The sequence below is a fragment of the Hyphomicrobium sp. 99 genome, from assembly GCF_000384335.2.
Lineage (GTDB): Bacteria > Pseudomonadota > Alphaproteobacteria > Rhizobiales > Hyphomicrobiaceae > Hyphomicrobium_B.
In genome coordinates this window covers 1,497,452-1,511,690 of record NZ_KQ031382.1, presented here as the reverse complement: position 1 = coordinate 1,511,690, position 14,239 = coordinate 1,497,452, and the positions used below count along the sequence as shown (strand labels likewise).

Below are 14,239 nucleotides of genomic sequence, written 5' to 3'. Positions count from 1 at the left end.
GGTTCAAGCGTCGAGCTCGGATGGGTTGGGGCTGATGGTCTTGAGCGCCGCCACGATGGTATCGACGTTGCGCGGGCCGTCGTAGCGTTGTCCATTAACGAAGAGGCATGGCGTTCCGTTCACGCCGCTGCGCACGCCGCTGCGAAAATCTCTCTTGATATGATCGGCGTAGCCGCCAGCGAAGGCCAAGCGAGCGCTTTCATCATCAAGCCCGACAGCTCTTGCGTCGATCATCAGGTGCGCGTCATCGAGCGCCGACTGGTTCTTGAAAAGCATATCGTGCATGTCCCAAAAGCGATCGATGGTATTGGCAGCTTCGGAGATTTCCGCCGCATGCTCCGCGTGGGGATGAAGCCGCGTCAGCGGAAAATGCCGAAAGACGAACCGCAAATTCTCGCCCATCTTCTCTTGTACTCCCTTGATGACCGGAAAGACCTCCGCGCAGTAGGGGCACTCGAAATCGCCGTATTCGACCAAGGTCATTGGCGCATTCATCGGACCTTCAATGTGGTCGTCTTCGGAAACCGGTACAGATAACTGGCTCATCTGTTGCCTCCGGGGTGAAGCAATTCATGCGAACTTTCCGTATCCGTATTTGTGGCAGTAAAGCGCTTTAGGCGCCCCAAGACAACGGCATCCTCGCCTAAAGCGCCGTTGACCGGCCCGGAGCAATTCGGAGCCGTCCGTTAACGATTGACACGATCAGGCAGGCAACCCGCCGGAGTTCGCGGCTACCAGACAAATTCGATCACGGCGTGCAGCTGTTCACACGCGGGATGTACCCGGTAGTCGGCTCCGAGGAAGCGGCACAGCTCGTCGCCGCGAGCGGGATTTGCCAGGATTGCTGCTGGCGAAACGCGAATGCCGGATTCACGGGCCACGCTTGCGATCTGCGCGGCTCGGCAATAGGGCGTCGATACCCACGAGCCCTTAACGAGCTGGAAGTCTCCATCGCAGCGGACGGCGAGCGCCGGAGTTGCCAAACCAATCGCGAAGAGAAAGGCAACGCAAAGGGATTTCATTCATGGCCTCCCGATTACCGAGTCCGGCGGAAGCCTAGAGGAATAAGCGGCCCATATGAAAGGCCGATGTTGGGACTGCTTTTGCTCGCGTCCGCTATTTGCGTGAGGACGCGAGGCGGTTTTGCCAGAGGCGTTTGCCTTCCGAGAAATGCCACGCGAGGAGGCCGGGCAATCCAGAGATGATTTCGCGCGCGCGTTTCAGCAACGAGAGGGCCAGCGCCACATCCGGGCCTAATCCGAACAGGCCGCCGATCACCACGTAGCCGCCCTCCTGAACACCTGCGGCCCAGGGGACGATGAACGCTGCCGTGCGGAGTGCGAAGACGAGACTTTCGAGAGACAGCACATCGCCCGCCGAAAGCGCTTGGTTCATGAACCACAATGCGATCCAGGTTTCGGCAGCGCCCGCGAGCCAGCCCAAAAGATGCAGGAAGGTCGAAGCGATAACGGCTCCCTTCTTGCGATAGATCGATTGAATGGCAGCATGAATGCTGTCGCTGTCGGATAGGCCTTCCCAAGCGCGTGTGAAGCCGAGCTTCGCCGGCAGCGTCTCCAGAAAGAGGATCAGCCCCTTGTTCTGCGCGACGAGGAAGCCCACGACAGCGATGGTCGCTATGCCGAGTCCTCCGGCCGCCCACCAGGCCGCCGGTTCATCGGGATGATAGACGAAGAGTATGGCGAGCCCCATGAACGTATAGAGCAGCTGGCTCAGCATTTCCGTCGTCATGTCGGTGATCGTCGTCGCGGCCGCGACGCTCACTCTCAGGCCGTGCTTGCTCAATTCGCGCGCTCCCGCGGCTTCGCCGGCGCCGGGGATGATGGCGAGCAGATTGCCGATGCTGTCGCGAACCCAGCGCGCCCACAGAAACAACATGCCCCGATGCGTCGGATGGCTTTCAACGAGCAGCACGCGCCAGCTCCAGGCGCAGAAGAACAGCGACGCCATATAGGCACCGAGAATCGCGCTCATGCCGCGCCAACCTGCGGTCGCCATCGCATCCCAAACGCCGGAGATGCCGAAATAGACGACGAGGCAAATCGCGAACGTTATTCCGGACATCGCGGCAATGAACAACGCGGTGCGTGAATTGGAGGAAGAGGGGATCGGCTCGGCGCTCATCCCTTGTCTCCGACCGCCGCGGCCATGCGCCGGTCACTGTTCGAGGCAGCGGCGTTCCGTCCGTCCCCGATGAGCTTACGGAAAGCTTCGTAGGTGAAGATGTTCTTCCCCCAGCGCACTTTGTTGCCGAAAAGGCCGAACGCCCACGCGAAGAAGCATACGCATTCCCGCACCGGAACCAACCAAGCCCGAGCGGGCGTATTCATCCGGAAGCTCCGGCGAACCTGATAGTGAAGTGCGATACGGAGCAGGATCTCCAGGCCGACGATCGATAGTCCGATGATTGACGGCCACGGCAAGAGCAGAACGAGAAGCAACGGCAACGGCCAGGTGATCACCGACATGAAGTGGTCGGCGGGCCGACAGAACCGCTCCATCCGCTGCCACAGGATCTCATGGCGAAACAGTTCGCTGAAACTCCTCTCCGCCACGATGGTGTCGCAACAGTAGGAAGAGAGCACCACCTCATAGCCTTTCTGGGCCGTGAGGTTTCCGAGCGCGAAGTCATCCGGGAAGAAGTTGGCGAGGTGATCGAAGCCGCCGAACGAGTCGAGCGCTTCGCGCCGGACGCCGCACATCGCGAATACGAAATCAATTCCGCGAAGTCCGACGTCGACCAGAACCGAGGGGGCGAACCAGTCACTGATATTCATTGCGCCGAAATCGGCAGCAGCGGCTCCTCCGTAGGGGAGGCCCTTGTAGATCGACGCCACGGCCCCGACTTTCGGATCGACGAACGGTGCGGCCATCGAGGCGATGCAGTTGCGGTCAACCTTCAGATCGGCATCGGCGACGATCAAAATGTCGTAGCGCGCAGCTTTATAAATATTCGCAAGGTTCGAAGCGCGCGGATTGGGGCCGACGAGGTTTGCGTCAACGACCAATCGCAGATTGCGATCCGGAAATTCTGCGATCAGACGTTTGACGATTGCGACGGCCGGATCGTTTTCCGAATGCGCGCCGAAAATGATCTCGTACTCAGGCCAATCCTGATCGCAGAACGTGCGAAGGCAATCGTAGAGGAACGGCTGCGCGCCATGGACGGGCTTCAGCACCGATACGGGCGGGCGCCATCCTTCGACAGCAGCCGGACGCTCGCGGAAGCGCGCGGTGAAATAGAGCGCGAGTACCAAATAGGCCAAAGCCGCAAGACCCAGGATGATACCGGCGATCACAAAGGGATTGAGAACCAGGATCGGCAAGTGCATGCGGCGGACGTCCCCCTAGGCGATAAGATCAGGCGGCTAACGCGCCGCTACGATGACTTCCGGTCGGCGTACCACATGCTGCAGCTTTCGACACCTCAGGTCGCGAAGGCTGCTTTGAATGTCAGAGGTTGCAACCCAAGGGCTGCAACCTTGGCGCGGACAACCGGGCTGACAAGACCGTGGTATTCCTCGGCTGAGCCGTAGGTTTGTGGCTGATTTTCGACGCGTATCGCGGGATGAGCATAAAGCTCTGTCACGCCATCGGGCAGGTGTTCGAGATAGCTGAGAATCCGCTTTTCGGTCATAGCGCCCGTGTCGGTTACACCGAATACGTGATCGTTAAGCACCAGCCCGGCAGCCCTGAGCTTCCGGCGCATCCGGTACGTCAGGCCGGCATAGAATGCCCAATTGAAGAAGCGTTGAACGGGTTTGTCGGCGCCCGCTTGCCAGGACGGCCAAAACGGCTCGACCGGAAATCTCACGGGCGCCGATCCATAGCGCGGCGCGAACTTCGCGATGGCATCCGTCACGGCGGGGTGCATGTGGAAGTGATGATGGCCGTTGATGTGGTCCATCACGAGGCCGGTTCCTTCGAAGCGCTGGAACTGTGCTTCGATCTCGGCTTCGGCCTGACGCCGCATCTCGCCCGAGAAAAACAGATTGAAGCCGAAGCGCTCGGGATTATTCGAGAAGCATCCGTCGGGACCGACCAGCAGCGGGATTTTTTCAGGCGGCAGGACCGGGCGGCTATCGACCAAGTGTATGTGCAGGCCGACGCCGAGGTTCGGCAACCGCTTTGCGCGTTCGACGGCGTCGGAAAACGCCTCGCCCCCGCACATCAAGCTCGTTGCGGAGAGAATTCCATTGCTATGGGAAGCTTCGATGCCTTCATTGACGGGGATCGACATCCCGAAGTCGTCGGCGGTCACGATCAATGTTTTCACGCGGCGGCCTCCCCTATCCAACCAGTGACTCGACGGTTGTCAGCGCCGAGCTGATCGAATCTTCCATCCCCACATAATCCCATAGCCCATAGCGGCCGATGGGATGAATGCCCGCCGCGTTCAGCCGCGCGAGAATGCCCTGTACGAGCTGATCACGCTCGGGCGTGTGATGGACGTAGGCGCAACGGATGACGTGCGCGACGGTGCAAACGATATCTTCGCTTTTCACCCATCCGAGTTTTTCGAGTGCGGCGATGACACCGGGCTGGATCTTGCTGACGATGTCGGTGCGGTCGATATCATCACCGGGCACGCCGACTTCGACATAGACCGCGTTATAGCCGCTCGACGCCATGGCCGGACTGATGTTCGAATAGCAGCCGAAGCGATAGAACGGGATGGCGCGGTCGGGCACGTAGACCCAGTGCGCATCCTTGAGTTTGCTCGGCAATTTTCCGCGAACACCGAAATTGAAGCTGATTGTCGAGCTGTGGCTCAGCCGATTGGCAGCCGCAGTTAGTTTTGGGTCGCCCGTCAGCTTGCAGAGCGCCTTGAGAGGAATGCTCGGCAGCATCTTTTCCCAGGCGATGGTGCGCCCCGCGCTCGTCGAAACGGTGCGCCGATCGAGGTCGATACCGATGATTTCTTCGTTGGTCGCAACGCTTTTGAGGCCACGGGCGAGGCCGCGCGTCAGAACATCGATGCCGCCGCGCTTCGGATACCAGAACGTGCTGTTGTACTCTGCGACTTCAACCGCCTTGTTGGCAAAGCCGGCACGGATGCGCTGCTCGTCGGGCGGCGGGAAAAATCTTTTGACAGCACCGATGGAGAGCCGGCTGAGCGGCGTCGCCATCGTCTTCTCATTTTGCGGAATGAGAAACTTATCGGCCACAGCTTGGCCGAAGCCCGAAACGATGAACTCGCGGAAGCCATTGATGTCGCCCCGGGCCGCCGGTCTCGAGTCGTAGGAGGCTTCGCATTCGTTGCGCAGCTCATCAGGCAGTTCGCCGAGGTGATATTGGATCGGCGCGTTGATCAGACGGCCGCCGGCGTAGAAGTATGACTTCCGTTCGACAGTTTCCCAATCATCATCGTTGAGATGCGCATAGGGGATTTGAGATGGCTTCGGAAAACGGCGGAGATGGAGAAAATGGCCGGTGTAGTCAAAGCAGAAGTCCTCGACCTGCGTGGTCCGCGTCAGGCCGCCCAACGCCGGGCAGCGCTCCAGCAGGAGGTAATCGCGGCCGCTGGCCTGCAAGGATTGTGCTGCCGAGAGGCCTGAGATCCCTCCCCCGGCGACGAGCCATTTTCGCGACATCTGCGTCAGCATCCGAGTTTGTTGGTTGGAGAATGGGGCTGACGCAAGGCGTAAACCGAAGACGACTTTCGCATCATCGGCCGACAGAGGCGGCCACGTCGTCCGGAGGCGGGGCAGTGAGACAGCAAGCGTGCAACCCTTAGGTTGAAGCAATCGGACAAAGGCTGCGTTTTCAGCGCTTTACGGATAAGCGTGGTGCGGGCGGAGGGATTTGAACCCCCACGACTTGCGCCGCTGGAACCTAAATCCAGTGCGTCTACCAGTTCCGCCACGCCCGCACGTGCTTCCGGCCAACGGGATTTGGCCCCGCCAGCCGGTCGCGAAGCGCGTCTCTTACTGAAAAGCGCGCTCGAAAACAACGCGTAAACAGCCCTGTCCCAAGGCCGAGATGCCGCAAAATGCGCCAAGGGCGCTCCCTGCTCCAATTCGCCGCTTCAACTTGCGGGCGCGACAAGATTTGCCTATGTGCTTTCGACCGCCAAAAAAGCCATGACCAGCAAACCCGTGGGAAATTCCTTGCCTGTTACAGCCAAGAACTGGATCGTCGAGACGGATTGGCTCGCTGATCACCTCTCATCGCCCGATTTGATCATCCTCGATGGCAGTTGGCATCTACCGACCGCCAACCGCGATGCCAAGAAGGAGTATCTCGCGGAGCATATTCCCGGCGCGCTCTTCTTCGACATCGACGATCTTTCCGATGAAAAGTCGTCGCTGCCGCACATGCTCCCGTCGACCGTGAAATTCGCGTCGCGCATGAAGAAGATGGGCATCGGCGATGGCGCCCGCATCGTCGTTTATGACACGACGGGCATATTCTCGGCCGCGCGGGTGTGGTGGACGTTCCGGGCCATGGGCCATCGCGACGTTGCTGTTCTGAACGGCGGTCTTCGCAAATGGAAAGCCGAAGGCCGGGCGCTCGAGGACGGTCCTGCGCCGAAGCGTTCGGAGCGGCACTATTCACCGCTGCAAAATACCGAAATCATTCGTGACCTCGACGACATGAAGGCGCTGCTGAAGAAGAACGGCGTTCAGATCGTGGATGCCCGTCCCGCCGGGCGGTTTGAAGGCAGCGAACCCGAGCCGCGTCCGGGATTGCGTCAGGGTCATATTCCCGGCTCGAAGAACATTCCTTCGCAGCAGCTTTTGAACGCGGACGGCACGTATAAGTCGCCTGCCGAGATCACGCAGCTCTTCAAGGCTGTCGGCATCGATATTACCAAACCGGTCGTGACGACGTGCGGATCGGGCGTCACAGCTTCGATGCTGGCGCTGGCACTTGCCGTCGTCGGGCAGACGAACGCCGCCGTGTACGATGGTAGCTGGGCCGAATGGGGCCAGGAGAACGGACTTCCCATCGAGACGGGTCCGGCCAAGTAGCAAAAGCTGCAGCGGAGCCGCTCTGGCTCCGGTTCGCGTCGCGCTGGTGAGAAGCGCGACGCCTCTCACCTCTCAGACTGATGAGGGGAAGAACTGATAGAGCCACGTCTCGGTGAGAGCCGCGTCGCCCTTCCGCAGATAGGCTCGAAGATCAATCGGTTCGATCCCCGCCTCTTTCAGATCGAACATCGCGCGCCAGCGATGGCGCTGACCGACCACCGGATAGGTGGCGATGCCCGAGATCGATCCCCGCGAACAATTGACGATCAGTTCGACGCCGCTATCGCGTCCGAGGCCTTCGAAGACCTCTCCAGCGAAGTCGATGACGAACTTTCGCGTGCCCGCGGGCCGGGCGTTGTAGCTCAGGCCCGGCGGTCCGCCGATGCCGGACCACGTTCCGATCGTGCGTCCGAGGGATGCAGGGAACGGAATATCATCGAGCCACGAGAGCCGATAGCGGAACACGCGGCGCTGGCCTGACTTGGCTTTCTCCTTCGGCACCCAACAGGCGACGATGTTGTCCCAGGTCTCGGTGTCGGTCCGAAGTTCGATGAGATGCACGGCGCCCTCGCCCCATGCGTCGAGCGGCTCGACCCAAACTGACGGTCGCTTTTCGTAAAAAATTCCATCGTCCAGATAGTGATCGAAGTTGCGGTCGCGTTGAAGCAGTCCAAAACCCTTCGGATTGCGATCCGAAAATGCGTTCGTCATGGCGTGCGGGGGATTGAGGATCGGCCGCCAGATGCGTTCGCCGTTGCCGGTCAAAACCGCCAGGCCGTCGCTGTCGTGGATTTCCGGGCGCCAGTCGCGCGGCTCCTGATGGGTGTCCTCGCCGTACCAGAACATGCTCGAGAATGGCGCGATGCCGATGCGGTCGATGTCCGCTCGAATATGGAGCCGCGCCTCGATTTCCATGACGACGCGATAAACGCCATCCGGCTGCATTACTCGCTTTGTCTGCATGCGGTAGGCGCCCGCGATGCTCGGTCCATCGAGCAACGCATAGACGATCATTCCGCCGTCCGGCTCGGATGAGGCTTCGAGCCAATACTGTTTGAAGCGGGGAAATTCCTCCGGCTTCGACATCGCCGTATCGATCGCAATGCCGCGCGCCGATAGTCCGTATTGGTTGTAAGGGCCGGAACTTCGAAAATAGGAAGCACCGATGGCCGCGAACCAATCGGTCTTGAGATCTTCAGCCATGATGCGAAAGCCCGCAAACCCCGCGCCGGAGCGAAGTCCTTCGGCTGGATGACCGGAGGGAATTTCGAACAGATCCTGGTTGTAGATCAGCTCGCGCGCCTGGCCGCCTTCCACGAGGCTGATGCGGACGGGATCGGACGCATACTTGTTCATATGGAAAAACTGAACCGGGTAACGGTCCGCGTTGCCGACATGAACGGTTCGATCCGTGCGATAACGAATGCGCTGCGTCTGATCGTAATCTATTTCCGCGAGCACATTCGGCGACGGGTTGACCGGCGGCTCATAACTATACTGAGCAAGGCGCCGCGCCTCCTTCTCGAGACTGTCGAATGAGAAGGGCTGAGGCGCCTTGAACTCGTTTTGTGGAATACCGGTTGCGGCAATCGCGTTCAGTGGGCGGGCAGCGAGCAGCCACGCCAACCCCAAACTTCCACCAGACTTCAAAAGCAAACGGCGGTTTGTATCCATCGTTCGCCCTCTTTGATCATCTATCCGCGCCATTTGTCCCTCGGCCCTTTGAACCGGGCCTGAACAGAACGCGCGAGAATCGATTTAGTGCGGTGGCGAAGAAGATTTCTCCAAAGCCTTCTCGATCCAGGTGATCATTTCAGGGGATGTTGGCGCCAACTTGGTGGAAAAAGAGCGCAGGAGCCGCCCATCCCGGCCGACAAGATATTTATGGAAATTCCACGACGGAACACCGGCCGGGCCCATTGTTTCGGCTGCCCATTTGTAAAAGGGATGCGCTTCCGGGCCGACGACGGAGTGCTTCGACGTCAGCGGAAAAGAAACGCCGAACACACCCTGACAGAACGATTGGATCTCTCCATCGGGCGAAGGTTCCTGCTCACCAAAGTCGTTGGATGGCACGGCGATGACGACGAGGCCCGATTTCTCATAGCGCGTCCACAGTTCCTGCAATCCCGCATATTGCTTGGTGAAGCCGCAGAGCGAGGCCGAATTCACGATCAGCAGCGCGTGGCCGCGCCAATCCGAAAGCTTCATCGGGGCGCCGTCGATACTGACGAATTCAAAGTCGTAGGCTGTGCCGTTCACGTCTGCCTGGGGCGCCACGCTCGGCGGCGCCTTCCAGATCGACCAAATATTGGTGGCAGCATTCAAAAGTTTCCGCAAATTTTGCCTCGCAATTTCCGATGCTTACTGACGTTCGGTCAGGGTGCATTTATACTATCCGTGTCGCATTGCGATCAACCGCACGCTTACGGGAAGCCCATGTTCCGCTCGTGACAGTCGCCAGCGCGACCCACGTCTAGATTGCCTCCATCAAATTCACGAGCCCCGAGGCTCACCCAAGGAGGAATTGGCGATGACGAAATTCAGCTTCACGTTTGCTCTGGGCGCTTTTGCCATTTTGGCTGGCGCGATGGCGCTCAACACCTCAGCCGCAAACGCTGGCGGGGGCGCCAAGGAATTCTTCGTGCAAGATTATCAGTTCGCGAAGCCGATGCACGGCTATTCGGGCCACTCGGGCAATTACTACTGCGACTATCAGCGCTTACCGACTCGCAAGTGCATCACGAACGGCAACGGTTCGGAGAGCTGCAAGATCGTCGGATGGACACTTCGCGAGATGTGCCAGTAGGCCCGCCAATACAATTTTCACTGACGACGCGATCAAAGGCTCTGGATAATTCCGGAGCTTTTTTTCGTCTTGAACAGCAATTCCGGATTACAAAAATTCATCCGCACTCCAACAATGATCTTCACTTCATTCAGACCTGTTCCAACCGAAACAGCGAAGGCGGAATAGGGTCGTTAGCGTGGCTCGTGATGCTGGTCAGGAGCTGACGCCCAGGCCGGCTCTGCATCTTTAAGGAGGACTGTCACATGAGCACTGACGAAACTTATCATCCGCGCAGAGGAGGCTTCCTCGCGAAGCTGTTCTTTCTGCTCGTTGCGGTCAGCGCCGGCGCATTCGGTGCAATCGCTATTTCACGCAGCGATTTGTTGGATACGAAATCCGACAAGAACGACACGATCAAGAGCGAGGAAGTAGCGCCGAAAATCGACTGGGTGGCCGCAGCGCCCGGCCGGATCGAGCCCAAGTCCGGACTTGTGCGCGTCGGCGCTCAGCTTCTCGGGCGCATCGCCGAAGTCAATGTGAAGCTCAACGACACCGTCGAGGAAGGCGAACTGCTGATCCGCCTCGACGACGATGAGGCGCGCGCTCGTCTGCAGGCGGCCGAGACGGAGGCCGCGTCCCGCAAACGCGAGCGTGACGCTCAGCCTCTCGACAAGGCGCGCGACGAACTCCGCACCGCGGAAGACAACGTCTTCACCGCCGAGCGGGCGCTGACGAATGCGCGGTTCGGCCTTGAATATGAGCTGCAGGCGCAGCGCCAAGGCAATGGCAGCGCCGACCGCGTGAAAGATGCACGCAACTACCTGGCGAAGGCGAAGTCGAAACTGCAAAAGGAACGCGCGAACTATGCTTCGGCACAATCCAAGGCTGATATTCCCGCGCCCAATCGGCTTGAATCGGCATTGCAGGCGGCTCGTTCGGATGTCTCCGTAGCCGAAGCTCTCCTCGAGAAAACACGCGTTCGCGCGCCGGTCGCCGGAACCATTCTGCAGCTTCCCGCAAAGGCTGGCGAGATGGTTGCGCCTTCGCCCGACCAGGCTCTCGCGGTTCTTGGCGACATGTCGGTCGTGCGTCTCAAGGCCGAGGTCGACGAGACCGATGTCTCGAAGATCAAGGTTGGCGGCAAGGTGACCGTGAAGAGCAACGCGTACCCCGGCAAAGAATTCGCAGGCACGGTCGCAGCGCTTGCCCCGTCGCTTTCTTCACCGCAGTTCGCGCTTCGCGGCGCTCGCCGTCCAACCGACATTGAAGTCCTCGAAGTCACCGTCGATCTCAATGGCAATCCTCCGTTGCTGCCTGGAATGCGGGCCGACGCTTTTTTCAAGTGACGGGAAAGCCGAATGCTCCCGACGGAAAACGCCGGCGCGTGATGTTGGCGGATGACTTCTGAAACGGAGACTTGAAAAGGCCAGCGGCGGATCGCTTCCTCCTTAGTGAAGCCGTCGCCGGTCCTGGGGCGGGGAGGCAAGTGCTGGATGGGAATGCGGTCCCGTCCAGCGCTCCTCCCCGCCGGCATTTTTAGGCAGCCATTCCGAATTCTTCATAGGCTCACGAAGACGCGAAGCAGAGTCCACAAAATTATTATCCGCGTGCTTCGTGTCCCTGCAGGAACAGCGGAGAATCAAGGTTTTTTGCATGATGCAGCTATGGAAGACGCCACCACTCAGGCTACCTCAGGGAGAGAACAAATGTACGGAGAAATCAAAAAATTCCGACCTGATCTCGGGGTCGGCGTGATCCGCGCGGAAGACGGCCGTGCTTATCGCTTCGAAGGCTCGGACATTCGCAATCGCTTGGAAGACCTCGAGGGCCAGGAAGTCCATTTTCAGCTCGGTGAGCTCAAGGCTCGAGACATCATTGTGCTTGCAGGATCGCCGTGGTCGGCTTTCGGCAGCATCGGCATTTGATCTGCGTACCGGAGAGAGTGTGATGCGTGCGTGTATCAATCTTGCCGACGTGCCGGTGGTTGACGCTTCAGAGTTTCACATCGTGATGGAGATGCTGATCGAGAACGGTCAGGGACTTGCGTTACTCCGCGGTCTCAAGGAGGAAGAAATCCGCGTCCTTGAAAATCGTCTCTGGATCGAGTTCGAAGGTTCCGACACTGCTCGCCTGGCGATCGCCTTGCGTTTTCGCGCACTCCTCGACGTCTTCGCGAGCCGGCGTCTCAAGGCTTTGTTTCTCGACCGCGGCTTTCGGCTTCTTCGATCGGCGGTGCGCGAAGCGGCGCAGCGTCCCCTGAACATCCGTTTCGGATTCAACGCGCAGCAATTGTTGCTGGCGCTTGATGCCGCGACCAACACGACGGCGCGCGAGGTCAGGGAAGACCTGACGCTGCAGATCGCTGCGTAACGGGATTCCGCGATCTCGCACCCCGACACAACCTACTGTTAATACAGCGAAAAACCAAGAAATTTTGATTTCGACGGCACTGTTCCGACTGGAACAGCGGGAGGAGATTTTCTGGAGCATTCTCCTCTCATAGCCGGTGAGGACCGGCGACGAGATAGAAGCAAAAATTGCCGCTGGAGGATCACATGTCCAAGATCGCATTCGCCCTCGCCGCTGCCGTACTGGCCGGCACCACGATGACAAACGCTGCGAACGCGGGTGTTCGTCTCGGGTTTGGCTTTCCGCTCGGAACATTCATCGCGCACTCGAACGAGAATTATGACGCCAGCGACTATCGCCGCAGCGAACGTCCGCGCACGGTGCGCCGCGATTATCAGGACGATGCCCCCGCTCGCAAAGTCGCCAAGATCAAGCGCGCTCCCAAGACTGAAGTTAGCGAGGCTCCGGCGAAGCCCAGCGCAACTCCGGTCGTTCAGACAGCCAAGCTCGAGGACAAGCTCTCTTCCGATCCGGCGACGACAACGGTGATCGAGAAGACACCCACCGCCGCAAACGAAACGACGACGACGCCAGCCAAGGATGTGACGACCGGCTCGATCACTCAGGCTTCGGCAACCATGGACAAGACCGACACCCCAGCGAAGTCTATTACCGAAACGAAGACGGTCACGACAGAAACCAAACACGTCTGCCGCCGCTACTCGCCAGCCGTCGCCGGGCTTGTCGATGTCCCCTGCGAATAAATCCTAGCACTGAACAGTGGGGCCATCCGCACGCTCGCCCCTGGGAAAGCTCAAACCAAGTCGCTATCGTCGAAATCTCGACCATTGCCTCAAGGAGGGGAAAAGGTCATGGAACTCGCAGCTTCAGCACCCGTACTCGCGAAGACGAGATTTGCACCGTCGCCGAAGCACCGGTCGGGCAAGCGTACAATGCCGATGGTGGTGAAGCTCGCATACCGCAATCTCTTCCATGACCGCTTGAGCTTCTTCGTCACCGTCGTCGGCATCATGTTTTCGGTCGTGCTTGTCGCGGTGCAGTCCGGCATTTATCTCGGCTCCGCGAACAAGATCGCGGCCATTATCGACGCGGCGCCTGCTGATCTTTGGGTCGTTCCCCTCGGGACGAAGAGCTACGACGATCCGTCATTCCTGTCAGGCCGCGAGCGCTACATGGCGTTGTCTGCGCCCGGCGTTGCTGACTCGGAAGACATGCTCGTTTCATTCGCACGCTGGCGGAAGCCGCTTGGCGGCGAGACGACCGTACTGCTGATCGGCACCTCCGGCGACAGCCCGAAAGCGCTGCCTTTGAATATCACCGACGGCAGCCGCGAAGCGCTCGAAGCGCCGAATACCGTCGCGATCGACCGGAGCTATTTCAACGATCTCGGCGTCAGCCAGCTCGATGACGTGGCCGAACTCAACGGTTCGACCGTCAAGCTCGTCGCTATCACCAAGCGCGTGCGCTCGTTCACCACGCTGCCCTTCGTCTTCACATCGCTTGAAGAGTCACGCCGTCTCGCTGGCGCAAATCAAGATCAGGCGAGCTATCAGCGGGTGACCCTTCTGCCGGGCGCCGATATCGAAACAGTGCGTAAGGAAATCGAGACGCGGCTTCCCGATACAGAAGTTTTGACGCAGGCCCAGTTCCGCACGCGCAGCCAGGATTACTGGCTCAAGCAGACCGGTGCGGGCGCGGCGCTCGACGCTGGCAAACTGCTCGGCCTAATCGTTGGGATTGTCATCGTTGCTCAGACACTCTATTCGAGCACGAAAGATCACATCAACGAGTTTGCCACGTTGCGTGCGCTCGGTGCCGGAGCGGGCTACATCGTTAAAGTCATTCTCATTCAGGCCATCTTATCGGGCCTCATCGGCTTCGCCCTTGGCATGAGCTTGGCACTCATCGCCATTCAAGCCGCGCAGGACACAAAACTAACGATCATCATGACGATGCCGCTCGCTGTGCAGCTTTTTGCAATCACGATCGGCATGTGCATCTTCGCTGCGACAAGCGCCATCATCAAGGTCGTCCGTATCGACCCGGCCGTCGTGTTCAGCCGCTAACCGATTTCCAGGAGACGTGA

The 14,239-nt window shown here is 59.4% G+C and carries 15 protein-coding genes and 1 tRNA gene; 7 read left to right on the top strand and 9 right to left on the bottom strand.

Annotated elements, in window-relative coordinates:
- Positions 1 to 3 precede the first annotated feature (3 nt).
- The 7 genes from G359_RS07380 to G359_RS07350 form a co-directional block, all read right to left on the bottom strand.
- Entirely contained in the window at positions 4 to 546 is a 543-nt protein-coding gene (locus G359_RS07380; protein WP_045835593.1) for a DsbA family protein, read from the bottom strand.
- A gap of 185 nt (positions 547 to 731) precedes the next feature.
- Positions 732 to 1,022 carry a hypothetical protein gene (locus G359_RS07375; RefSeq protein WP_045835592.1) on the bottom strand — a complete coding sequence of 97 codons (291 nt, stop codon included), beginning with the start codon at positions 1,020 to 1,022 and terminating at the stop codon, positions 732 to 734.
- 94 nt (positions 1,023 to 1,116) lie between these two features.
- Positions 1,117 to 2,142 (bottom strand): lysylphosphatidylglycerol synthase domain-containing protein, encoded by a 1,026-nt coding sequence (locus tag G359_RS07370; protein ID WP_045835591.1) that lies wholly within the window; start codon positions 2,140 to 2,142, stop codon positions 1,117 to 1,119.
- Complete coding sequence (hpnI, locus tag G359_RS07365; RefSeq protein WP_045835590.1) at positions 2,139 to 3,350, bottom strand: bacteriohopanetetrol glucosamine biosynthesis glycosyltransferase HpnI; 1,212 nt, start codon at positions 3,348 to 3,350, stop codon at positions 2,139 to 2,141. Before hpnI ends, G359_RS07370 begins: the two co-directional genes overlap by 4 nt.
- Positions 3,351 to 3,445: 95 nt before the next feature.
- Positions 3,446 to 4,294: a hopanoid biosynthesis-associated protein HpnK gene (gene hpnK, locus G359_RS07360; protein WP_045837775.1), complete on the bottom strand. Its 849-nt coding sequence runs from the start codon at positions 4,292 to 4,294 to the stop codon at positions 3,446 to 3,448.
- A gap of 13 nt (positions 4,295 to 4,307) precedes the next feature.
- Positions 4,308 to 5,612 carry a protoporphyrinogen/coproporphyrinogen oxidase gene (locus G359_RS07355; protein ID WP_197077546.1) on the bottom strand — a complete coding sequence of 435 codons (1,305 nt, stop codon included), beginning with the start codon at positions 5,610 to 5,612 and terminating at the stop codon, positions 4,308 to 4,310.
- Between the two features lie 193 nt (positions 5,613 to 5,805).
- Positions 5,806 to 5,890: transfer RNA gene (locus G359_RS07350), tRNA-Leu, on the bottom strand.
- A 211-nt stretch (positions 5,891 to 6,101) separates the two neighbouring features.
- Between G359_RS07350 and sseA the strand changes: the two genes are divergently transcribed.
- On the top strand, positions 6,102 to 6,992 hold the full coding sequence (gene sseA / locus G359_RS07345; RefSeq protein WP_045837774.1) for a 3-mercaptopyruvate sulfurtransferase: 891 nt from the start codon (positions 6,102 to 6,104) through the stop codon (positions 6,990 to 6,992).
- Positions 6,993 to 7,064: 72 nt separating this feature from the next.
- Here the strand turns inward: sseA and G359_RS07340 are convergent, their stop codons facing one another.
- Together G359_RS07340 and G359_RS07335 are read right to left on the bottom strand one after the other, a co-directional pair.
- Complete coding sequence (locus G359_RS07340; RefSeq protein WP_045835588.1) at positions 7,065 to 8,666, bottom strand: OpgD/OpgG family glucan biosynthesis protein; 1,602 nt, start codon at positions 8,664 to 8,666, stop codon at positions 7,065 to 7,067.
- 84 nt (positions 8,667 to 8,750) lie between these two features.
- Complete coding sequence (locus tag G359_RS07335; RefSeq protein WP_045835587.1) at positions 8,751 to 9,332, bottom strand: glutathione peroxidase; 582 nt, start codon at positions 9,330 to 9,332, stop codon at positions 8,751 to 8,753.
- Positions 9,333 to 9,525: 193 nt separating this feature from the next.
- On the opposite strand from G359_RS07335, the gene G359_RS07330 reads away from it, so the two are divergent.
- From G359_RS07330 to G359_RS07305, 6 genes are all read left to right on the top strand, one after another.
- A complete protein-coding gene (locus tag G359_RS07330) occupies positions 9,526 to 9,801 on the top strand; it encodes a hypothetical protein (RefSeq protein ID WP_045835586.1) in 276 nt (91 codons plus the stop codon).
- A 245-nt stretch (positions 9,802 to 10,046) separates the two neighbouring features.
- Positions 10,047 to 11,129: an HlyD family secretion protein gene (locus tag G359_RS07325; RefSeq protein WP_045835585.1), complete on the top strand. Its 1,083-nt coding sequence runs from the start codon at positions 10,047 to 10,049 to the stop codon at positions 11,127 to 11,129.
- A gap of 360 nt (positions 11,130 to 11,489) precedes the next feature.
- Complete coding sequence (locus tag G359_RS07320) at positions 11,490 to 11,708, top strand: hypothetical protein (RefSeq protein WP_045835584.1); 219 nt, start codon at positions 11,490 to 11,492, stop codon at positions 11,706 to 11,708.
- 22 nt (positions 11,709 to 11,730) lie between these two features.
- A complete protein-coding gene (locus G359_RS07315; protein ID WP_045835583.1) occupies positions 11,731 to 12,153 on the top strand; it encodes a hypothetical protein in 423 nt (140 codons plus the stop codon).
- A gap of 185 nt (positions 12,154 to 12,338) precedes the next feature.
- Positions 12,339 to 12,896 (top strand): hypothetical protein, encoded by a 558-nt coding sequence (locus tag G359_RS07310; protein ID WP_045835582.1) that lies wholly within the window; start codon positions 12,339 to 12,341, stop codon positions 12,894 to 12,896.
- A 108-nt stretch (positions 12,897 to 13,004) separates the two neighbouring features.
- Positions 13,005 to 14,219: an ABC transporter permease gene (locus G359_RS07305; RefSeq protein WP_052699245.1), complete on the top strand. Its 1,215-nt coding sequence runs from the start codon at positions 13,005 to 13,007 to the stop codon at positions 14,217 to 14,219.
- The last annotated feature ends 20 nt before the right edge of the window (positions 14,220 to 14,239 follow it).

Excerpts from the sequence above, each read along its gene's own strand:
- G359_RS07310 (WP_045835582.1), top strand. The coding sequence starts at position 12,339 with ATGTCCAAGATCGCATTCGCCCTCGCCGCTGCCGTACTGGCCGGCACC.
- G359_RS07375 (WP_045835592.1), bottom strand. The coding sequence starts at position 1,022 with ATGAAATCCCTTTGCGTTGCCTTTCTCTTCGCGATTGGTTTGGCAACT.
- G359_RS07330 (WP_045835586.1), top strand. The coding sequence starts at position 9,526 with ATGACGAAATTCAGCTTCACGTTTGCTCTGGGCGCTTTTGCCATTTTG.
- G359_RS07315 (WP_045835583.1), top strand. The coding sequence starts at position 11,731 with ATGCGTGCGTGTATCAATCTTGCCGACGTGCCGGTGGTTGACGCTTCA.
- G359_RS07370 (WP_045835591.1), bottom strand. The coding sequence starts at position 2,142 with ATGAGCGCCGAGCCGATCCCCTCTTCCTCCAATTCACGCACCGCGTTG.
- G359_RS07355 (WP_197077546.1), bottom strand. The coding sequence starts at position 5,612 with ATGTCGCGAAAATGGCTCGTCGCCGGGGGAGGGATCTCAGGCCTCTCG.
- G359_RS07340 (WP_045835588.1), bottom strand. The coding sequence starts at position 8,666 with ATGGATACAAACCGCCGTTTGCTTTTGAAGTCTGGTGGAAGTTTGGGG.
- hpnI (WP_045835590.1), bottom strand. The coding sequence starts at position 3,350 with ATGCACTTGCCGATCCTGGTTCTCAATCCCTTTGTGATCGCCGGTATC.
- sseA (WP_045837774.1), top strand. The coding sequence starts at position 6,102 with ATGACCAGCAAACCCGTGGGAAATTCCTTGCCTGTTACAGCCAAGAAC.
- G359_RS07305 (WP_052699245.1), top strand. The coding sequence starts at position 13,005 with ATGGAACTCGCAGCTTCAGCACCCGTACTCGCGAAGACGAGATTTGCA.
- G359_RS07320 (WP_045835584.1), top strand. The coding sequence starts at position 11,490 with ATGTACGGAGAAATCAAAAAATTCCGACCTGATCTCGGGGTCGGCGTG.
- G359_RS07325 (WP_045835585.1), top strand. The coding sequence starts at position 10,047 with ATGAGCACTGACGAAACTTATCATCCGCGCAGAGGAGGCTTCCTCGCG.
- G359_RS07380 (WP_045835593.1), bottom strand. The coding sequence starts at position 546 with ATGAGCCAGTTATCTGTACCGGTTTCCGAAGACGACCACATTGAAGGT.